This is a genomic window from Salmonella enterica subsp. diarizonae (assembly GCF_008692785.1).
GTDB classification, from domain to species: domain Bacteria; phylum Pseudomonadota; class Gammaproteobacteria; order Enterobacterales; family Enterobacteriaceae; genus Salmonella; species Salmonella diarizonae.
The window spans coordinates 129,571-151,221 of sequence record NZ_VXJV01000008.1 but is presented as its reverse complement, the minus strand read 5'-3'; the positions used below and the strand labels follow the sequence as shown (position 1 = coordinate 151,221).

The following is a 21,651-nucleotide window of genomic DNA, read 5'->3' as shown; positions in this document are numbered from 1 at the left end:
TTTAATGCTTATTTTAATAGCCTGTGTTGAGGAGTAAGACCACGAAGTGATTATATAATGAGCAAAACAGAGCTATACGCGGCGTTAAACCGTGATTTTCAGTCGTTAATGGCAGGTGAAACCAGTTTTCTGGCCACGCTGGCGAATACCAGCGCGCTACTGTTCGAACGCCTTACTGAGGTGAACTGGGCAGGATTTTATCTCCTCGAAGGTGATACGCTGGTGTTGGGGCCGTTTCAGGGGAGAATCGCCTGTGTGCGGATTCCGGTTGGTCGCGGCGTGTGCGGCGCAGCGGTAGCGCAGAATAAGGTTCAGCGTATTGATGATGTTCATGCGTTTGACGGTCATATTGCCTGTGATGCCGCCAGCAACGCCGAAATTGTGCTGCCTGTCACGGTTGGCGAACGGATTATCGGCGTGCTGGATATAGATAGCACGGCGTTTGGCCGTTTTACCGAAGAAGATGAACATGGCCTGCGTACGCTAGTCGCACAGCTTGAAACCGTGCTTGCAACGACGGATTACAAAAAATTCTTTGCGAGCGTCGCAGGATAATCAACGGATAACGTAGCAATTACTGATGGCGTCATTATAATGACGCCTGTTCATGCCTGCGGCTTGTTGGCTACGTCCGTTGTAATCAGGAAATTTCATGGAAAATCAACCTAAGTTGAATAGCAGTAAAGAAGTTATCGCGTTTCTGGCCGAGCGTTTTCCTCACTGTTTTAGTGCGGAAGGCGAAGCTCGCCCGCTGAAAATTGGTATTTTTCAGGATCTGGTAGAGCGAGTTGGGGGCGAAATGAACCTCAGCAAAACGCAACTTCGTTCCGCTTTACGTCTTTATACTTCAAGCTGGCGTTACCTGTACGGCGTTAAGCCAGGCGCAACGCGCGTCGATCTTGATGGCAATCCGTGCGGCGAGCTGGAAGAACAGCATGTCGAACATGCTCGTAAGCAGCTTGAAGAAGCTAAAGCCCGGGTTCAGGCGCAGCGCGCAGAGCAGCAAGCGAAAAAACGCGAAGCTGCCGCGGCGGCAGGCGAAAAAGAAGACGCGCCGCGACGCGAGCGTAAACCTCGCCCGGTAGCGCGTCGTAAAGAAGGCGCTGAACGTAAGCCTCGCGCTGATAAACCGACGACGAAAGCGCCGCGTGCGCCTCGCGAAGAGAAGCACACGCCGGTTTCTGATATTTCAGTATTGACCGTAGGGCAGTCCCTCAAGGTGAAAGCGGGTAATAATGCGATGGATGCCACCGTATTAGAAATCACCAAAGATGGTGTCCGTGTACAGCTGAATTCGGGTATGTCTTTGATTGTACGCGCAGAACACCTGGTGTTCTGAAACGGAGGCCAGGCCTGGCATGAACACTTTTTTTAGGCTTACCGCGTTAGCTGGCCTGCTTGCATTAGCAGGTCAGTCCTTCGCCGTGGAAGATATTACGCGAGCCGATCAAATTCCCGTATTGAAGGAAGAGACGCAACATGCGACGGTGAGCGAGCGCGTAACGTCGCGTTTTACCCGCTCCCACTATCGCCAGTTCGATCTGGATCAGGCATTTTCGGCAAAGATTTTTGATCGCTATCTGAATCTCCTCGACTATAGCCATAACGTTTTGTTGGCGAGCGATGTCGAGCAGTTTGCGAAAAAGAAAACCGTGTTAGGCGATGAGCTGCGCACGGGTAAGCTGGATGTTTTTTACGATCTCTACAATCTGGCGCAAAAGCGCCGGTTTGAACGTTACCAGTACGCGCTAAAAGTGCTGGAACGGCCAATGGATTTCACCGGAAACGATACGTTTAACCTGGACCGCAGTAAAGCGCCCTGGCCGAAAGATGAGGCTGAGCTAAATGCGCTGTGGGATGGGAAAGTGAAATTCGATGAGCTTAGTCTGAAACTCACTGGCAAGAGCGACAAAGAAATTCGCGAAACCCTGACGCGTCGCTACAAATTTGCTATTCGCCGTCTGGCGCAGACTAACAGTGAAGATGTGTTCTCGCTGGCGATGACCGCTTTTGCGCGTGAAATCGACCCGCATACGAATTATCTTTCACCCCGCAATACCGAGCAGTTTAATACCGAAATGAGTCTGTCTCTGGAAGGTATCGGCGCGGTGCTGCAAATGGATGACGATTACACCGTCATTAACTCATTGGTTGCCGGCGGCCCGGCCGCGAAGAGCAAGTCGATTAGCGTCGGCGATCGTATCGTTGGCGTAGGACAGACCGGAAAACCGATGGTCGACGTGATCGGCTGGCGTCTTGACGATGTAGTGGCGCTGATCAAAGGGCCAAAAGGCAGTAAGGTCCGTCTGGAAATTCTGCCTGCTGGGAAAGGGACGAAAACCCGTATTGTTACGCTGACGCGTGAACGGATTCGTCTTGAAGATCGCGCGGTTAAAATGTCGGTGAAAACCGTTGGCAAAGAGAAAGTTGGCGTACTGGATATTCCTGGCTTCTATGTTGGCTTGACCGATGATGTCAAAATTCAGCTTCAGAAATTGGAAAAACAGAACGTTAACAGCATTGTTATCGATCTGCGTTCAAACGGTGGCGGGGCTCTGACGGAAGCCGTTTCGCTTTCCGGTCTGTTTATCCCTTCCGGTCCGATAGTGCAGGTACGCGACAATAACGGCAAGGTGCGTGAGGATAGCGACACCGACGGCGTGGTCTACTATAAAGGCCCGCTGGTGGTGCTGGTCGATCGCTTCAGCGCCTCGGCATCGGAAATCTTCGCCGCCGCGATGCAGGACTATGGTCGCGCGCTGATTGTCGGTGAGCCGACCTTCGGCAAAGGGACGGTACAGCAATATCGTTCGTTAAATCGAATTTACGATCAGATGCTTCGCCCGGAATGGCCTGCGTTGGGCTCGGTGCAGTACACCATTCAGAAGTTTTACCGTGTCAACGGCGGCAGTACGCAGCGCAAAGGGGTCACGCCGGATATCATCATGCCGACAGGCAATGAAGAAACGGAAACCGGAGAAAAATTTGAAGATAACGCCTTACCGTGGGATAGCATTGATGCGGCTAAGTACGCGAAATCGGGTGATTTAACTCCGTTTGGTCCGGAATTATTGAAAGAACACAACGCGCGTATCGCCAAAGATCCTGAGTTCCAGTACATCATGAAGGATATCGCACGTTTCAATGCCATGAAGGATAAACGTAACATTGTCTCCCTGAATTATGCGCAGCGTGAGAAAGAGAACAATGAAGAAGACGCTATGCGTCTGGCGCGTATCAATGATCGGTTTAAACGCGAGGGTAAACCGTTGCTGAAGAAACTGGACGATCTGCCGAAGGATTACCAGGAGCCAGACCCGTACCTTGATGAAACGGTGAAGATTGCTCTGGACCTGGCGCATCTTGAAAAAGAAAAACCAACAGAGCAGGCGGCAGCCAGTAAGTAACGCTAAACAGGCACAAGAAATTGTGCCTGTTTTTTTTAACAAGCGCAGAAAGTCGTCAGTATAATGCTACAAAATGTAAAGTTGTGTTTTTCTCGTGACTTACAGCCTGATGATGCTTGAAAATAGTCATAAGACCCATACGATGTGGGTAATCGCATAGTGCGCTTTGTTAAATTGAGGTTAAAAGAAAATTATGATGCGAATCGCGCTCTTCCTGCTGACGAACCTGGCCGTGATGGTCGTTTTCGGGCTGGTTCTGAGCCTGACGGGGATACAGTCGAGCAGCGTACAAGGCTTGCTGATCATGGCGCTGCTGTTTGGTTTTGGCGGTTCTTTTATTTCATTGCTGATGTCCAAATGGATGGCGTTAAAATCCGTAGGAGGGGAAGTTATTGAACAGCCTCGCAATGAAAGAGAACGCTGGTTGATGAACACCGTAGCAACGCAAGCGCGCCAGGCCGGTATCGCCATGCCGCAGGTTGCTATCTACCATGCGCCGGACATTAACGCGTTTGCGACGGGCGCACGCCGTGACGCCTCATTGGTCGCTGTGAGTACCGGTCTGTTGCAAAACATGAGCCCTGACGAAGCAGAAGCCGTCATTGCCCATGAAATCAGCCATATTGCCAATGGCGATATGGTGACAATGACGTTGATTCAGGGGGTGGTAAACACCTTCGTTATCTTTATTTCGCGTATTATCGCGCAAATTGCTGCTGGCTTTCTGGGCGGCAACCGTGATGAGGGCGAAGGGAGTAACGGCAATCCGCTAATTTATTTCGCCGTTGCGATGGTGCTGGAACTGGTTTTCGGTATTCTGGCGAGTATTATTACCATGTGGTTCTCCCGTTATCGCGAGTTCCATGCCGATGCGGGATCGGCGAAGCTGGTTGGTCGCGAAAAAATGATTGCCGCGTTGCAGCGCCTGAAAACCAGCTATGAGCCGCAAGAGGCGACCAGCATGATGGCGTTTTGTATTAACGGTAAATCAAAATCGTTAAGTGAGCTGTTTATGACCCACCCGCCGTTAGATAAGCGTATCGAAGCGTTGCGCAGTGGGGAATACCTGAAGTAATCTGCGGCAAATGAAAAGAGAAAGCGCGTCGACAGACGCGCTTTTTTTATCGGGTTCGGTGACCGCCTGGACGGTCACTTCTGAGAAAAGGCATTTACACAGAATCCGGTACAAGCTCAAAACGCTTGAGTGCTGCAGCACGTTTTTCTGCCTGTGTCGGTTCTTTCATGTTTTGCATCCGCTTCAATTTTTCCTCATCTTCCTCATTTTTTAACGCCTTATAAGCATCCTTCTCTTTCTGTGCTTTTTCCTTCTCTTCCTCTATTTTCTTCTCTTCTTCCCTGGCCTTGTCTAAGGCCTTCTCATGCTTTTCAGCCCTTTCTTCTTCTATTTCACTTCGCTTCGCATCGACTGCATCATGAATTTCACTATTAGCTTTTATGACCGTAGTATCTGTTGAGTCCTTAGATTGCATTTTATCTGAAAATGTAACCGCATCAACCAGAGCGGCCTCATGCTTTATGATAGTGGCAAACTGCGATGTTTCAACAATAGCTTTAGCACTGTCTTCAATATGTTTTATAGCAGAATTAAAGCCATCTTTATATCGGCTTCGGATATCTTCAGGAAGCGATGTGAGCGTATTAGCGCTAATTATTTTGCTTTCCCAACGGGAGTGGGTTTCGTTATTTTCACTTTCCGATTTTAATTTTACAGTATTATGTACTTTATTCAAAAGATGTGTGTCATTCAAAATTTTATTCATGTGGACCTCTTCTTTACCAAGAGCAGGTTCATTCCATTGATAATGTGCTTTGGTCTCCACTGCATCGTTAGATACCATACTATTATTTTTAACTTCCCGTTCCCATTCAATATATTCCGCATTTAATTTTTGTATCGCGTCTCTAACTAACGCTTTTTCGTTGATAGATTTCTGGTTTATACCCTCAACATATCCATCAAAAGTAAAATTAGGCGTTTGGGCTTTATTCCTCTCCACTTCAAATTTTTTCTTAATCTCATTTTCAGTTATTGATTTATCATATTGAAAATATTGAAACGATTGTGGTTTAGACATCGGTAGAACATTCTCTTTCATTTTTTTATCATTAATCAGAGCTGGAGAGTAAGGTTTGTCTTGTAATTTTTTTACATCTTTTTTGTCAATGGCATACGTGGATGAAATAGCGTGATAACTTAACGCGCCATTGGTAGTAACTGCTTGAGCCACTCTGGACTCTCGCTCATGCTCTACAGGTTGTAAATAGTAAAGGTCAGGTTTAAGTTTTTCAGTAGTGAGAGGGTTCTCTACAAGAGAATTCGTTACTTTAACTCTTTCATTTCCAGTATCCACCGAAGCATTAACATTATTTTGTATGCCATTAGGTAGAGACATTGTGTTCAGAGAATTTGCATGCGATACAATTGTTGGAACACGAATTCCTCCGGTTTCTCCTGTAATTTTAGTTCGGTCACTATCTTCCAGACTGTTTCTCGTACTATTCTTTAGCGTTTTACTGAATGATTGTTGTGCTCGTTCACTTTGTGCAGGAAAAATATTCTCGTCGGAAAATATCTTAATATCTCTTGTATGCGGATATTTATGATTAAGACGGAGACGTTTATTTTTGCTAATCCAGGCATTAGTCTGGCCTGTTTTATTTCGATACTGGTCAATATACAATTCCTCCGTTGTATATTGACCATCTGCATTTATACCCGATACATCCTTACTCGCATCAATTAATTTGGATACTCTCGCACAATCCTCAACAGAAAGTTCGCTGTTGGGCATCATTGGCTCTTTGTGTTCAGAAGCATGATCACCGACGATAACATCCTGAATTAAAAGGTTGAATGCTGGGCTGGATGAAATATAACTCGCATAACGAGGAACGACCATCCGTTCTTCTTGCTCATCCCACGTTTGCATAAAAGGAAGCAAATTCGCATGACTGGAAATTATCTGCCGAAGAACGGGAATATAATCCTGCTCTCTTTCCCTAAAAAACTGTTCCGCCAGTTCACTGGCAATTTTGTCAACGATCTCTTTAGATGGATTCTTAGCTTCGTTACGTAATTTGTCGGCCTGGTCAATGGCTTCGAAATTACCGGGGTAACGACTCAATATATCATTCGCTGCATCAAGGTACTGCTGAGAGATGATTGTTATTACCTCTTTTTTAACTTGTTGAATAATTGCAGATTTAACTATGCTGATAGCTTCTTGCTCAATCCTGTAGATGCGCTCAGGCTCAATAATACTGGTATGGAAGTATTTTTGTGCAAATCGTAATAAGCCCAGAGAGGTTATCTCTGTACTGTGTGGTTGTCTATTTTCAGGCTCCATATGAATAGACTTATTTATGCGGTGTGACGTCCTGAGCACTTTTTTCCTGAAGTCGAGACGTCTTTTTTTCTGTTCAGAATCGAACTCCATGGAGGTAGGCGTTAATTCACGATGATGCAACAGAGAGATGAATTTTTTATAATCACGCCGCTGTTTTTTACTGACAAGTTTTTTAAACACATCCATATTCAGCCATTTCTGACGAAGTTGAGATTTCATCTCCCCAACCACACGTTTGAATTCCTCGTCAGTATTGGTTTTACTTTTCGCAATGAAATCGATGGCGTAATCCAACAGAGAAACATAAGAACTGAAAAGCTGCTCGCCATCTTTGCTATCGATAATTCTTTTAATAAAAAACGAATTCTTATCAGCAAGAAAGTTGAAAATAGTCATGATGCCGTCACTACTTATTTTATTTTTGTTAGATGCAACTTGTAGTAGTCCAAGATATGTTGTCATCACGCCATAATTTTTTTCTAACCTCAACATCTTCTGGATAATATCCTTTCTTAACATGACAGATAGTATTTTTTCTTGTATATCATTATTGTCCACATGGAAAATTCGTGTAGATAAATAAAGAAATTCGTAAAAATCAAGATCGCCATGTTTTGATTCGCTTTGTCCGGTAATTCTGGACATCAATACATCCAGATATGATAATTCATGATTATCAATACCAGATCTTTCCTCAATTAGCTTATCTATTACTTGTGGATTTATTTCAATATAATCAGAGAGCAACTTCGCGATCTGTTCTTCAGGTTTCAAATGGGCCAGAGTTTTTCCTGTCTTTTTGCGAAGTGCATCTGTTAATTCGCTATGTAACTTATCGGGTAATGCCGAGAGTAAAGCAGTAAAAAATGGTGCAGGCTTATAATCAGTATCTTTAGCATGCTGAGGAATATATCCTTCAGCAGTTTCAATGAGCTGTACTTTATCCTGATAATTTCCACCAACACTACGTACTACGTCATTATTACTAATGATAATATTACAATGCAAAATACGTCCAATCAATGATGGTGCATACTGGCGCATCTCTTCAGACCAAAAATCATTTAGCAAAAGATCTGTTCGTAACAAATTACGTTGAGTTGAGATAATATCATTACGGAGCCAATCGCTTTCTTTTACCAGTGTAGCAGAAGTATAAAACTGACTCAGTGCCAATTGCTCCTTTTCTTTCCTCGCTTGTAAACTTTGAGCCAACGTTTGAGGCGTTCGGATATTATTATGCTCAATACTCGCCAGAGGTTTTCTGACATCCCCATCAGCAAAAAGACGTGAAAACAAGGCCCCTAAAGATATGTATTGAGACGTTGTCACATCCGGAGCGACGTTTTTATGCTGTTCAATTTCATTACGAAGCCTGGTGGAATTGCTATATCGTAATATTTGGCTCCGTTCGGGTAAAAAATGTCGTGGTAGTTGTCTCTTATGGTCAGAAACAGGGCGTCTGAAGATGGTTTTATAAGCATTGTAACCATATGGATGGATAAGGCCTCGAATAGACTTTAACGACCCAATCATTTCATTACTATAGGTATTGGATAAAAGAATTTCTTTTATCTTATCAAGTGTCATATTTTCCGATTTATTCGTGGCATGGTACAATGCACTCCATATTGAGTGCATCCAGGGAGCAGAATTCCGCTGTAAAGCGATACGAATCACAGAAAATAGTTCATCCGGATTAACCAACGTATGAACAATTTTTTCTGCCATTTTCGGTTCCAGTAACGCGCTTCGACTCACGGTATCCAGAATACTCGCATAAAGCGCCATTGATTTATCATCCATTCCTGATAACGCTCCTGGCTTCATCAGTGGAGGCAGCAATAGTCTGATATAATAGTTAAATTTTTCCTTATCCTGACTATTTTCCGCATCAAGTAGGTACCCTACCACCTTAGACATCCGGGTTTCAGCATCAGGGATGAGCGCCAGTTCCCGAACTGTCTTTGACAGGGGGGACATATTTTCAACGGGCGTTAAGACACAGAACGCTATTCTGGCATATTTATCATTTAACCTGACACATTCCAGTCCAGCTTTGCTTGCTCTTAACTCTTCACGAGAGGGCAGAAGTTCAAGAGGCGGCAGATTTGCAGAAAATGAATCTTTGTGAACTGAAGAGGAAAATATTTTCTCATAGGCATTGACTTTTTTCTGCCTGAATGAAAAACCTATTTTGCCGACTGATGTATCGTGCCACAATCGGGATAGTAATATTTTTCTGATATTGTTTATACCCTCTACAGGATCCAATGCCTGAGCGGTATGCACCATGACACTCCACAACCGGGGTTTCCATTCATGCAAGGAATCATCACGATGATTGGTTGAGAAATGACCATCTATGAGAAGCGTAGTAACAATTGATGGCATTTTTTCATCTGAATGACGATGGAGCAATGCATCAAGACATTGTTGCAACGTCTCCGGCGTGAGATTGCCACTCGTCACAACCCGATCCAACATTTCGCAATAGCGATCCATCAGTGGAAAAGATTCGCGCGCCATCTTTTTTAAATCATAAGGATGGATATCAAAAAGTGAAGCGGCTAATAAATTGTACTCATCTCTCTTCCCCTCATGATCTAAATAAGACAACTCACTGTCTAGTTTCTCCAGTCTGGATTCCATCTGTCTTGCTATTTCATATCCGGTTACGCCAAAAGATTCCTGGTTCATTAAACGCAGTGATTGCTGCCGGTAATGACTTAAAATATCTTTTGCGTTTATCATTCCATCGACACGGGCAGGCAGCATGCCATCTCTTTCGGCTTCAGCAAGCACTGTCTCTGTCATAAGTTTACCGGCATAAGCAGCATGTAATGTCAATTTTTTGGCTTCAGGAAGACGTTTGGTTAAAGTTTTAACTTTTTGATCGTGTGCCGGTCGTTTTTTTAGCTGTACCTTATTTATCGATAATTTAATACCCTCATCATGTTCATATCCAACATTACGGGTGATAGTACCAGTATAATGAGTTGGTAAGTTCTGCTGAGCCTCATCCATTTGAGAATCATTAGCCGGGATGAACGAGCGTAAACCGGGGATTAAATGCCACAAAGATGGATCTCGAAGAATCTGATCGGCAATACGATGTCTTAAGTTCTGGATAGCTAAATCAATGAACGGCGTACCTGTTATCTTGATTTTCTGCTCTGCCGTTAATGCGTTATAAATTGCATGATAAAAACAATTTCCACCAGGAGGAATATCAATTATTTTGTTATCTGCAGTCAAAAGATCATAGTGGTCGCCATAATTAATAAGGTTTATTTCATGCCGGATAGACTGTTCTGTATTTTCTGGGTAACTAACGCAGTGATTATACTCACCTGACTCCAGTGATGGCGTAAATATATTAAGTTGCAAGCCTGTCTCCTGAAAATCTGGTAACTTCATCATCACATGGGGAATAAAATCACCTGCATCTGGAGTCCATGCAAGATTTTTCCTGATTTCCCTATCGATATAATTTCGTATTGACATTAAATCATCATTGGGTAGGATATTATAATCTTCAACAATAAAAGCTGATTTATTATCTCCACGTATAGGCATCTGCCTGTCAATTGGTAAGTCTGATGTCTGAAGAGAATACTCATAAATGGAATCATCACGTGAAAAATAACTTCTTCGGCATGAGCCAAGGATTATCCTTTTATATTGAGGGTTAGTAATCTGGATCACTCTTAAGAGTTCCTCCAGGGTTGTTACTTTATATTTTTCATCAAAAATACCTACTTTCGGTGCAATAGTCAGCATATCCATTTTATCAGGACAACTAATACGGTTTTCTAAAATAGAGAGTTGGCACAATGTCTGATCCACATCGTCGGAAGTAGAACTCAAAAGATAATTCACAACTTTCCCTGTTTCGTTTGTTCCCGCCGTTTTTTCATTATATTCTGAGTAAACAATACCGGGTCTCATAGCATCAGGCGCTGCCAGCCTGGAATAAATCTGGCAAGATTTACCGGTAGCGCCTAATGCTCTTTCTGTTATACCAACATGATTACCATCCTTCGATCCAGGTCCTTCTGTAAGGATAGTATCGTGTGGTGCTAAAAAATTCAGTTCTAAATTCTTAGGTATAGTTATTGTCTTAGTGAAACCTCGAGCAATAGCTTCTGGTTTCAGCATTGTGCCAGACTTCATATTCATGTATGTACCATGTACATCAACAAATAATATATCAGTTGGGCTGTTTTTAACACGAGTCAACAAAATACCTGTAGGTAACATTTCTGTTACGATATGACTAGCCAGATCCGGATGTAATTTAGTGAGTTCTGCAAACCGTTTTTGTTGATACCAGCGAACCCGTTTATTATGCTCTTCTTTCCTTCTTATTTCTTCTGCATCAGGAACACGAGGGGGAGAGGGGCAAGGCGAAGAGGAAGAAGAGGAAGAAGAGGAAGAAGATGAAGTATATATGTCATCGTCATCGTCAGGTTTTATATCGCTGAGTTTTTCCGGCAAATTCTGTGCTGAGAATTCATATACAATAGTAGGGATATTAGCTTGTTGTGCCGATGTCCCCGGTACATCAACATCCATCATTTGTTCTGATGAAAGTTTTTCTCCCTCTGAATTATGTGTTAAATGCTCACATGGCAAATTACAGGGATGGTTAAAGCCATACTCTTTTTTTAAATTAGTTTCCAAATCACGTGTTGTAATGAAGTGAAAGCCAATGTTTTGGTTAAGATAATCCTGTAGGTTTCTAAGTTTCTGGTCATCTAATATATGAACATTCAGTCCCCCTTTTTGTAAAGGGAGAGAATGCATCCCTTTGTTTAATATTGCATCTATTGTCAGATTATTATTATGTAGAAATATAATTTCGCCATTTATAGTTTTATGCACATAGGCTGTGTGAAATATTTTACCACTTCTTAAATTCCTGAGATTTATTATTCCAGAGTCGACAATATGATCCTTGCTGATATGCATGAAGTAATTCCCTACAGTAATCCCCATAATTTTTTGATAGTTTTCAGAATAATTACCAGGAATAGATGAAAGGATATCTTCTGTTTCTTTGGATATCGTCCCGGCGACAACGCCAGCATTCACAGCCAGCCGGTAGCAGACTGGAATTGCAGGTCTTTCTTCTAACCTTACATTATCTATTTTTATTAATAATTGTTCTGTAGTAAGTGCTGTTATCGCGGAGGGGGCGCCATGCATTACATTTTGACTTTCAATACTATTGATAGCGGTTATTTGCGGCATGTATTCAAACCTTTTTATTGATATTTTCAATATTAATATTAGTGAGCTAAAGTCCGCAGGTGGCTGGCGGGCCCTCTGTACTGCTTAGCTTACTGAATGTCTTCTGACGGCTGATGCGGCACTTCCTTCAACCACTGATTAAGGTCGGCTTCGGTTTAAGTCCTTTAGCCAGTTCAGCAGCGAGCGCTTTGAGTTTATTTTCGTCCATAATTGCCTGTCTGCGTTGGTGGAATAAACATATCACTAACAGGTAATTACACAATTTTAATTCCCGTCTTATTTTAGATTAAGGGCGGCGATATTCACATCTCTTCCCTGCAATAATACGCTCCTGCCTTTTCAACTATTCCTGTGCTGGCTCGCCTCCTGTTCATTCGGGGCATACCACACTTCTTTCAGTGCCGTTTTCATCACATCGACTGTATTTAATGGCTGACTGGCTTCCAGTAACGCAGTGTTCATGTCCATATAGCTATTCACGCCGACAGGGTGGAGGTGTATCGCTGACGCTCAGGCAGCCAGTTGATTTTTTCGGTCATAATGCCGCAGGATGAGCAGCGTAAGCGGCGAACGGGTACATCCAGCGAGACCTTCTAACTGAGCAGGTACGTCGCAGGGAAGTATCGTGAATATGCGGAGCGACAATATGGGGTTAGGGAAGTCAGAGGCTGGAGGCGAATGAGCCGTGTATCGGGAGTAATTTTAGTGCAGGAAGAGACACTGAACCCTTTCCAGAAAGAGAAGTCAGGCTAGCATTCATAGTAACGGCAGTTTTGAAGGTTCAGGGTGTGTTCTGGCGAATACAAACCTAAACGTTCTGACTGCCGTTTTCTATTGGTTCACGCTAACCTGCGATGAACCTTTTTTATCCCTTGATCCGGGGTTGGGTGATCCGAAGTCCACTGACGATGGCGGCAAGGGTCGCCAGAAAGCCCGCCGCCAGCAGCGACACGTGGGTTCCGCTGTCACCAAACTGGTTCAACATCAGCGCTACCAGCGCAGCGCCAGTACTTTGGCCTAACAGTCGCGCCGTGCCCAGCATCCCACTGGCGCCACCGCTGCGCTCACGCGGCGCGGAAGTAATAATGGTGTGATTATTCGGCGACTGGAACAGGCCAAACCCTGCGCCGCAAAGGATCATCGGCCAGATAATATTCACATCGGAGGGGGAGTCTGGCAACATGACCAGAGCAAACAACCCGGCTGCCATTATCACCATTCCCAGCGCCCCCAGCAAACCAGCATGAAGACGTTCTATCAGGTAACCGGCCAGCGGCGCCATCACCATCGTGGCCAGCGGCCAGGGCGTCAACAACAGGCCGGTTTCTACTTCGCTGCGGCCCAACACGGTTTGCAGGTAAAAAGGTAGCGAGACCATGGCCAACATTTGCGCACAGAACGAACAAATTGACGTGCCGATCGAGAGTGAAAAAAGCGGAATGCGTAACAAGTCAATGGGTAACAAGGGGACGGGCAAAGAAAGCTGTCGGCGCACGAAGAAAAACCCGACCACGACCAGAACGAGCAGCTCTGCGCCAATCAACGCTAGCGACTGTCCCTGAGCAAAGCCGCTCAACGCAGTAATCAGCAGGCCAAATGTGAGCGCATTCATTACCGCGCTCGGTAAGTCAAAGCGAGGCTTAGCGTCATGGGCGATGTTTGCCGGTAAAAAGCGTATAGCCAGAATTAAGGCGATGATACCTAATGGGACATTAATCAGAAACAGCCATTTCCATGATGAGATGGACAGGATCGCCGCGGCGATTGTTGGACCAGCGGCGGAAGAGACAGCGACGATAAAAGAGTTAATTCCCATGCCTCGTCCCAGATGACGCTGGGGGTAGATAAGTCGAATCAGCGCCGTGTTTACACTCATTAGCGCCGCGCCGCCAAACCCCTGCGCAATGCGCGCCAGCGTGAGCATTTGCAGCGAGTCTGAAAGCGCGCAAAACAATGATGAAAGCAGAAATACCACTAAACCACATTTATAGATCCGGCGATAACCAAACATGTCGCCTAAAAAAGACAGGGAAAGTAGTGAGACGACAATCGCGATTTGGTACGCATTGACAATCCAGATAGAGCTGGCAGGGGAGGCGTGTAGATCAGTCGCAATAGTTGGCAGCGCGACATTAGCGATTGCGCCATCCAGAACCGCCATCGAAATACCGATAATAATCGTCAGGATAGCACCGTATCTCTGCGGGAGGGGCAGGCCGTCGGCCCGTGTTTTTTCCATAAGTATTTTGTAATAATGATAATTATGAGCTGAATAATAATTTTAGCATCAATATTGAGGTGTTATGTCGCAGATTTGTAACGAAGTAAGCAAAGATGGATTGCGGGCGACCTGGCGTGAAATTATAATAAAAACTCGTTCTGAATTTTATAAAACACTCGTAATGAGGTGATAAATGGCAAACGCAGATCTGGATAAACAGCCTGATTCTGTATCTTCTGTGCTGAAGGTTTTCGGCATTCTGCAGGCGCTGGGTGAAGAGCGTGAAATAGGGATTACCGAGCTATCGCAGCGCGTCATGATGTCGAAAAGCACCGTTTATCGCTTTTTGCAAACCATGAAAACGCTGGGCTACGTGGCTCAGGAGGGGGAGTCTGAAAAATACTCTCTGACGTTAAAGCTGTTTGAACTGGGCGCGCGAGCCTTGCAAAATGTTGATTTGATCCGCAGTGCGGACATTCAGATGCGCGAACTGTCTCGTCTGACGAAAGAAACTATCCATCTTGGCGCGTTGGATGAAGACAGTATTGTCTATATCCATAAAATTGACTCTATGTACAATCTACGGATGTACTCACGCATTGGTCGTCGTAATCCGCTGTACAGTACGGCCATCGGTAAAGTGCTTCTGGCCTGGCGCGATCGCGATGAGGTTAAGCAGATTCTCGACGGCGTAGAGTATAAACAAAGCACCGGACGAACCATTACCAGTACTGAAGCGTTGCTGCCGCTGTTGGATAAAGTACGTGCGCAAGGCTACGGTGAAGATAATGAAGAACAGGAAGAAGGGTTACGTTGTATCGGCGTACCGGTATTCGACCGTTTTGGCGTGGTAATCGCAGGGTTAAGCATTTCGTTCCCGACGCTGCGCTTTTCAGAAGAGCGCCTACAGGAATATGTGGCTATGTTACACGCCGCCGCGCGTAAAATTTCTGAACAAATGGGTTACAACGATTATCCCTTCTAAGCAACGTTATTAGCATGACGTTAAAAAAAGCAGCCGCGAAAAATGTAGCTGCTTTTTTTATAACATCTGGTGAGATGGAATGGTCAAAGAGGATAATGACTGTCGGCTTATTTAACGGTTATTAAAACATTATTTAACGACGCTTATAAACAACAGCTAATATAGGGTAATCATCCGTGATAGTTTCGCTGTGAAATTATTTATTATCGCTTAGCCATTATCCACGACAGTGGCGCTTTTTCTGAAAAGGGGACAGTCAGAAAAGCCAATGATGCCGCTATTGGTATGGACATATTGCGCCGTGGTGGTGCCACGTGCAGTCAGGTAATGGCACTGCAGGCCTAGCCCCGCAGCGTTCACTTTACTTCCCACCAGTACGCCATAGCCGCTCAGCAGCAGGCCTATCCACACCAGGGCAAACAATACAATTGCGCGAATGATCAAACGCATTACTACCTCTTTTCTTTTTTAGTTAGAATAAGAGTAGCGTGTACATTGATTGAAACAAGTGAATCATTCCTAAAAACATATAATGCCGCTACAGTTACTCCTGGTTTAGGTAACCCATGATAATTTAGCGACATAAGATGTAAGATCGGAGAGTGGAGTGAAAAAATTTCGATGGGTCGTTCTCGGCATCGTGGTGGTGGTATGCCTGTTGCTGTGGGCGCAGGTGTTTAATATCATGTGCGATCAGGATGTACAATTTTTCAGCGGTATTTGCGCCATCAATAAATTTATTCCCTGGTAAACGTTTTATACCAGAGATTTCCTTCCCGTGTAGCAGTGGTAGAATGACGTCTCTACATTGAGGTGGTGAAATGAACGATGTTTTAAACTCTGGTGCGTTTTCTCTTGCATCTTTAATAGTATCAATGGTGGTTCTGGTGGTCGGGCTGGCGATCTGGTTCTTTGTCAACCGGGCAAGTTCCCGCGCTAACGAGCAGATAGAATTGCTCGAAGCGTTATTGGATCAACAGAAGCGGCAAAACGCGTTGTTGCGCCGCCTTTGTGAAGCAAACGAACCAGAAAAAGACGCTGAACCCGCAATAGCGGCAAGCGAGCGGAAGGAGGATGAGGACATCATCCGTCTGGTTGCTGAACGATAACGCTTACCGGGGCGCAAGCAGCCAGATACCATACGCCCCATTCCCCCTTCGGATTTGTCAGTGTTGCCGCTTGTAACTGACAATACAGTATCAACGCCTTAGATAATATATGGCTTTATATGAAACATAGTTTTATATCTATAACAAATGTGTATATGTCAATTTTGTGATATCGATCATTGTCTATTAAAAGCGAAACGTTTCTCTCTCTTTTTGTGGATTGTCATTGTTTGTTCATTATTTTAAGACATCCTGTAAAGGCGAGAAATTTCACAGGAAGCAGTGTCGAATACCTCTTTTCTTTTCTATTATTTTGATTAAAAGGTGTTTTTTAGCATTGTGATATTTTATGCATTAATCTGCATAAAAAGTGATATAAAAGATACAGCTTTTAAATGTGATTTGATGTACTGGAAGAAGCGAACTTATTGAGCTATGGTAAAAAAGTGGCAGTTCAGCAATGACGTTGTCAGGAAGTCCGCCAATTTGCAAGGATATATTTTCAGCAGTTTTGTTGCATAAACGTGCTGTCAATTTGTGAAGGTTCTCGTAATTTGTGCGACGGATCGAGACACGTTTAAAAATGGCTTGCCATAATTAACGTTGTATGTGATAACAGGCTTTGGGTTAAACGAGGTACAGTTCTGTTTATGTGTGGCATTTTCAGTAAAGAAGTCCTGAGTAAACACGTTGACGTTGAATACCGCTTCTCTGCCGAACCTTATATTAGTGCCTCAAGCAGTAATGTCTCAGTTTTATCTATGTTATGCCTGCGGGCAAAGAAAACACTCTAAGGAATTTTGCAAATGGCAAAGATTAAAGGTCAAGTTAAGTGGTTCAACGAGTCCAAAGGTTTTGGCTTCATTACTCCGGCTGATGGCAGCAAAGATGTGTTCGTACACTTCTCCGCTATCCAGGGCAATGGCTTCAAAACTCTGGCTGAAGGCCAGAACGTTGAGTTCGAAATTCAGGACGGCCAGAAAGGTCCGGCTGCTGTTAACGTAACAGCTATCTGATCGACCCCACTGATTTGATGCGGTTTGTCGCGTCAGCCTCAGATATAAAGCCTCGCTAAAAGCGGGGCTTTTTAATTCAATATCCTTCAAAATGTGTCTGAATGCGCTCTCGTTAGCGATTTGTTGCAAAGGCGCGATATTATTAGCATTGTTTTTTCTGGTTTTTCCTGCCGTTTCCCGTTAAATCAATCACCTGAAAAATGATTCGGCTGGAGATCAGGTGAAAAAGAAAAGCGACGGCGATACCCGTAATTTTACGCCCATACGTTTTGCACTACTTTGCACTGCCATTCTGCTCAGTATGGCATTGCTGTTAGGGCGGGTGGCATGGTTGCAAATTGTTACGCCGTCGAAACTGGTGAAACAAGAAGATATGCGCTCGCTTCGTGAAGTGACGACGGCTTCTCCACGCGGCATGATCATCGACAGAGAAGGGCGCCCCTTAGCGGTGAGCGTTCCGGTTAATGCTGTCTGGGCCGATCCGAAAACTATCATAAGCAAAGGCGGAGTTGGCTACAATGAGCGCTGGCAGGCGCTGGCCAGCGCGCTACATCTGTCGCTCAGTACGCTTGCTGAACGGGTAAACAGCAACCCGGCAGGCCGTTTTATCTACCTGGCGCGCCAGGTTTCACCTCAGCAAGCCGAATGGATAGATAAACTGAATCTACCGGGCATTAACCTGCGGGAAGAGTCGCGCCGTTTTTACCCCGCCGGGCATGTAGCGGCCAATTTGATCGGCTTTACCAATATCGACGGGCAGGGAATAGAAGGTATTGAAAAGAGCTTTAACGCGCAACTGACGGGAAAACCGGGCTCCCGACTGGTGCGTAAAGATAAGTTTGGCCACGTTATAGAGAATATTACGGAAGTGAATCCGGTTCCTGCTCATGAACTTCAGCTTAGCATTGATGAACGTCTGCAAACGGTTACCGAAGATGCGCTGGATAACGCCGTCACCTGGAATAAAGCGGAATCCGGCGCTGCCGTATTGATTAACATCCCAACGGGTGAAATCCTCTCGATGGCGAGCTACCCGGATTTCAACCCCAACAACCGTGAAGGCGCGCAGTTGGATGATTTTCGTAACCGCGCCATCAGCGACACCTTCGAACCCGGTTCTACCGTGAAGCCATTGGTCATTATGACTGCATTACAGCAGGGCATCGTGCAACCGGACAGTGTTATCGATACCCATCCCTTTATTCTCGATGGACACCGTATCCGCGACGTCGGTTACTATCCTGAACTGACATTAACCGGCATTTTGCAAAAATCCAGTGATACCGGCGTTTCTCACCTTTCTCTGGCGATGCCGGTACAGAAATTAATGGATACTTATAAAAGCTTTGGTTTCGGCGTGCCTACCGGACTTGGTCTCACCGGAGAGAGCAGCGGGTTATTACCGAAACGCCGTTACTGGAGTGATTTGGATCGCGCTACCTTCGCCTTTGGCTATGGATTAATGGTGACGCCGCTGCAACTGGCGCACGTTTATGCCACGATTGGCAGCTTTGGTATTTATCGTCCGTTATCGATCACCAAAGTTGATCCGCCCGTGATTGGCACGCGGGTAATGTCGGAAGAACTGGTGCACGAGGTGGAACATATGATGGAGAGCGTCGCGTTGCCTGGCGGCGGCGGAACAAAAGCCGCAGTAAGAGACTACCGTATTGCGGTCAAAACCGGGACGGCGAAAAAAATTGGCGATGATGGTAAATACGTTGATAAGTATGTGGCATATACCGCAGGCGTAGCCCCGGCAAGCAATCCCAGATTTGCGCTGGTGGTGGTGATTAATAATCCGCAAAATGGGGCTTATTATGGCGGCGCGGTATCTGCGCCTGTATTCAGCCAGATCATGGGCGATGTATTGCGGCTGGAAAATGTTGAGCCAGACGGCATGCCAGCCGATTCAGATCACCTTCTGGTGATGCATGGCAGCCACGTTGCGGTTCCAGGCTCGTAAAGGATTTTCCCGGGGCGCAATTCGCGTTACACTTGCGCCCTTTAGCGCCCCCAGTCCGGAGTTGTCATGTCGTTTACCTGTCCGCTTTGCCATCAGCCGCTTACGCAGATTAATAACAGCTTTATGTGCCCACAGCGCCATCAGTTTGATGTGGCGAAAGAGGGCTATATCAATCTGCTGCCGGTACAGCATAAACGTTCACGCGATCCGGGCGACAGCGCCGAAATGATGCAGGCGAGGAGAGCGTTTCTTGATGCAGGCCATTATCAGCCGTTGCGCGATGCAGTGATTAACCTGTTGCGCGAGCGGCTGGATAAGTCGGCCACGGCGATTCTGGATATCGGCTGCGGCGAAGGGTATTACACCCATGCTTTTGCAGAGGCGTTGCCGGGAATCACCACGTTTGGACTGGACGTTGCTAAAACGGCGATCAAAGCGGCGGCGAAGCGCTATTCGCAGGTGAAGTTTTGTGTGGCGTCAAGCCATCGACTGCCCTTTGCCAATGCGTCAATGGATGCGGTGATCAGAATCTACGCCCCGTGTAAGGCGCAGGAATTGGCGCGTGTAGTGAAACCTGGTGGTTGGGTCGTTACCGCGACGCCGGGACCGCATCATCTGATGGAACTAAAAGGACTCATTTATGATGAGGTGCGTTTACATGCGCCGCATACCGAGCAGCTCGACGGATTCACATTGCAGCAGAGTACCCGCCTTGCTTATCACATGCAGCTCAACGCCGAAGCGGCTGTAGCACTGTTGCAAATGACGCCATTCGCCTGGCGAGCCAGACCGGAAGTGTGGGAACAACTGGCCGTCAGCGCCGGGCTTAGCTGCCAGACGGATTTCAACCTTCATCTCTGGCAGCGTGACAGTTAACCGTGAAAATGCGTCCAGAGGATCTGGACGCCAATCCCTATCAGTACGACCCCGCCGAGAATTTCAGCACGCTTACCCAGCATTGGGCCGATAAAGCGACCGATCATCATTCCGAGGGTGGACATGATAAGCGTGGCGCAACCGATAGCCAATGCGGTAGCGATGATGTTCACCTGCAAAAACGCCAGACCGACGCCAACCGCCATAGCATCGAGGCTTGTCGCGATAGCCGTCGTGACTAATAGCCAAAAGCTGTGGCGACGTAGCGGTGTTTCATCTTCATCACTACCGCCGCGGATACCTTCGATGATCATGCGTCCGCCCAGAAAGATCAGCAGAACAAAGGCTATCCAGTGGTTCCATTCCAGAACGAATTTACTCGCCAACATCCCCAACCCCCAGCCGATCAACGGGGTCAGCGTTTCAACCGCGCCAAAGATAAGGCCGGTACGCAACGCTTCTGAAAATTTGGGTTTATGGAGGGTGGCGCCTTTGCCAATCGATGCCGCGAAAGCATCCATCGACATGCCGAAAGCAAGAAGAACAGTAGCAGTAAAGTGCATGACAGCGTCCTGACCGGGGTATCCATTAAACACATCACCGCCCCCAGCAAACATGCATGTCGCCATCCTGTGACGAAATACACAGCAGTTGATGCGCCTATGGTCTCGCCTGACCAGCGGCGGCTGGTCCGTACGCGCCACGTTTTGCAACGAGTATGTTGACGCGTACATTTCCGGAGTCCGGAAATCGGCTACTCCCCAATTGACGGCGCAACATTAACATATTTTTAGAATATAAAACAACAGCGATAAAATATTATTTGCCTTTCAATTGAAAACGATTTTCATTTAGATTTATTCATCAATAAAACGTTAAATTAAATAACAATTGGTCAATAGAAAATATAGCCTTAGCTATATTATGATTCGAAATAAAATTCGAAAAACATAGTTGAGGCTATATCTTAACTTATTGAGTTGCAACAAGAAGCTTATATATTTTTTCCAGATCGTCGATATTGCGTACACGGATAAGCAAACGTCGTTGTTCTAAATGCATCACCAGTACGCCGTCCTCCGATAAATTCATCTCTTTAATACGGTTATATTCTATCCAGACATTGGCGAAGAAAAAACCACGTTGTTTAAAGATGATCCGTGGCGTGCGGATCCAGAATATATAAAACCCCATTAATGCCAGCGCGCTTAGTAACCATGTGGTCATCTGCGCTCCGTGACTGGTCACGTTGTTATAGATAAGGATGGCGACCAGCCCAACAAAGATAACGCTGTCTACGCGACCACGGCGAAGCAGGGCTATAGAAAGCAGAGTGGGGCCATTGCGACGGGGCATGATGAACTGATCGTAGAGAGCATAAGCCAATAATGCGGCAATAAAGAGAATCAGCACCAGGTCCGTGATAGTCATTTATCCTCCAGAGAAA

Annotated in this window: 17 protein-coding genes; 11 read left to right on the top strand and 6 right to left on the bottom strand. The window is 45.6% G+C overall.

Going from position 1 to position 21,651, the window contains the following annotated elements:
- The first annotated feature begins 57 nt into the window (after positions 1-57).
- From F4V72_RS17370 to htpX, 4 genes are all read left to right on the top strand, one after another.
- Positions 58-555 carry a GAF domain-containing protein gene (locus F4V72_RS17370; protein WP_001518229.1) on the top strand — a complete coding sequence of 166 codons (498 nt, stop codon included), beginning with the start codon at positions 58-60 and terminating at the stop codon, positions 553-555.
- Between the two features lie 97 nt (positions 556-652).
- Entirely contained in the window at positions 653-1,339 is a 687-nt protein-coding gene (gene proQ / locus F4V72_RS17365; protein ID WP_000431401.1) for an RNA chaperone ProQ, read from the top strand.
- Between the two features lie 19 nt (positions 1,340-1,358).
- Positions 1,359-3,407: a carboxy terminal-processing peptidase gene (gene prc, locus F4V72_RS17360; RefSeq protein WP_053507871.1), complete on the top strand. Its 2,049-nt coding sequence runs from the start codon at positions 1,359-1,361 to the stop codon at positions 3,405-3,407.
- A gap of 193 nt (positions 3,408-3,600) precedes the next feature.
- Complete coding sequence (gene htpX, locus F4V72_RS17355) at positions 3,601-4,482, top strand: protease HtpX (protein ID WP_000984496.1); 882 nt, start codon at positions 3,601-3,603, stop codon at positions 4,480-4,482.
- A gap of 94 nt (positions 4,483-4,576) precedes the next feature.
- Here the strand turns inward: htpX and F4V72_RS17345 are convergent, their stop codons facing one another.
- The 3 genes from F4V72_RS17345 to F4V72_RS17340 form a co-directional block, all read right to left on the bottom strand.
- Positions 4,577-12,031 carry a putative adhesin gene (locus F4V72_RS17345; protein ID WP_150342484.1) on the bottom strand — a complete coding sequence of 2,485 codons (7,455 nt, stop codon included), beginning with the start codon at positions 12,029-12,031 and terminating at the stop codon, positions 4,577-4,579.
- 339 nt (positions 12,032-12,370) lie between these two features.
- A complete protein-coding gene (locus F4V72_RS24630; RefSeq protein ID WP_254888655.1) occupies positions 12,371-12,499 on the bottom strand; it encodes a hypothetical protein in 129 nt (42 codons plus the stop codon).
- A 397-nt stretch (positions 12,500-12,896) separates the two neighbouring features.
- The gene (locus F4V72_RS17340) at positions 12,897-14,270 is read right to left on the bottom strand and encodes an MFS transporter (protein WP_079836756.1); all 1,374 of its coding nucleotides are present in this window, start codon (positions 14,268-14,270) and stop codon (positions 12,897-12,899) included.
- A gap of 175 nt (positions 14,271-14,445) precedes the next feature.
- On the opposite strand from F4V72_RS17340, the gene kdgR reads away from it, so the two are divergent.
- Positions 14,446-15,237 (top strand): DNA-binding transcriptional regulator KdgR, encoded by a 792-nt coding sequence (gene kdgR / locus F4V72_RS17335; RefSeq protein WP_023247723.1) that lies wholly within the window; start codon positions 14,446-14,448, stop codon positions 15,235-15,237.
- Between the two features lie 210 nt (positions 15,238-15,447).
- Here kdgR and F4V72_RS17330 read toward each other — a convergent pair whose 3' ends face one another.
- Entirely contained in the window at positions 15,448-15,687 is a 240-nt protein-coding gene (locus tag F4V72_RS17330) for a YobH family protein (RefSeq protein WP_023247722.1), read from the bottom strand.
- 157 nt (positions 15,688-15,844) lie between these two features.
- On the opposite strand from F4V72_RS17330, the gene mgrB reads away from it, so the two are divergent.
- From mgrB to rlmA, 6 genes are all read left to right on the top strand, one after another.
- Complete coding sequence (mgrB, locus tag F4V72_RS17325) at positions 15,845-15,988, top strand: PhoP/PhoQ regulator MgrB (RefSeq protein ID WP_000714547.1); 144 nt, start codon at positions 15,845-15,847, stop codon at positions 15,986-15,988.
- Between the two features lie 70 nt (positions 15,989-16,058).
- The gene (locus F4V72_RS17320; RefSeq protein WP_023247721.1) at positions 16,059-16,346 is read left to right on the top strand and encodes a YebO family protein; all 288 of its coding nucleotides are present in this window, start codon (positions 16,059-16,061) and stop codon (positions 16,344-16,346) included.
- Between the two features lie 650 nt (positions 16,347-16,996).
- On the top strand, positions 16,997-17,140 hold the full coding sequence (locus F4V72_RS17315; RefSeq protein ID WP_001537930.1) for a DUF2627 domain-containing protein: 144 nt from the start codon (positions 16,997-16,999) through the stop codon (positions 17,138-17,140).
- Between the two features lie 12 nt (positions 17,141-17,152).
- Positions 17,153-17,362, top strand: a complete 210-nt coding sequence (gene cspE / locus F4V72_RS17310) for a transcription antiterminator/RNA stability regulator CspE (protein WP_001062678.1) — start codon at positions 17,153-17,155, stop codon at positions 17,360-17,362.
- A gap of 220 nt (positions 17,363-17,582) precedes the next feature.
- Positions 17,583-19,328 carry a peptidoglycan glycosyltransferase FtsI gene (gene ftsI / locus F4V72_RS17305; RefSeq protein WP_023247720.1) on the top strand — a complete coding sequence of 582 codons (1,746 nt, stop codon included), beginning with the start codon at positions 17,583-17,585 and terminating at the stop codon, positions 19,326-19,328.
- Between the two features lie 66 nt (positions 19,329-19,394).
- Positions 19,395-20,204 carry a 23S rRNA (guanine(745)-N(1))-methyltransferase gene (rlmA, locus tag F4V72_RS17300; protein WP_023247719.1) on the top strand — a complete coding sequence of 270 codons (810 nt, stop codon included), beginning with the start codon at positions 19,395-19,397 and terminating at the stop codon, positions 20,202-20,204.
- Here the strand turns inward: rlmA and mntP are convergent.
- Both mntP and F4V72_RS17290 read right to left on the bottom strand, forming a co-directional pair.
- On the bottom strand, positions 20,201-20,767 hold the full coding sequence (gene mntP / locus F4V72_RS17295; RefSeq protein ID WP_023247718.1) for a manganese efflux pump MntP: 567 nt from the start codon (positions 20,765-20,767) through the stop codon (positions 20,201-20,203). The genes rlmA and mntP overlap by 4 nt on opposite strands.
- Before the next feature lie 409 nt (positions 20,768-21,176).
- On the bottom strand, positions 21,177-21,635 hold the full coding sequence (locus F4V72_RS17290; protein ID WP_053507876.1) for a DUF986 family protein: 459 nt from the start codon (positions 21,633-21,635) through the stop codon (positions 21,177-21,179).
- Positions 21,636-21,651: the final 16 nt, after the last annotated feature.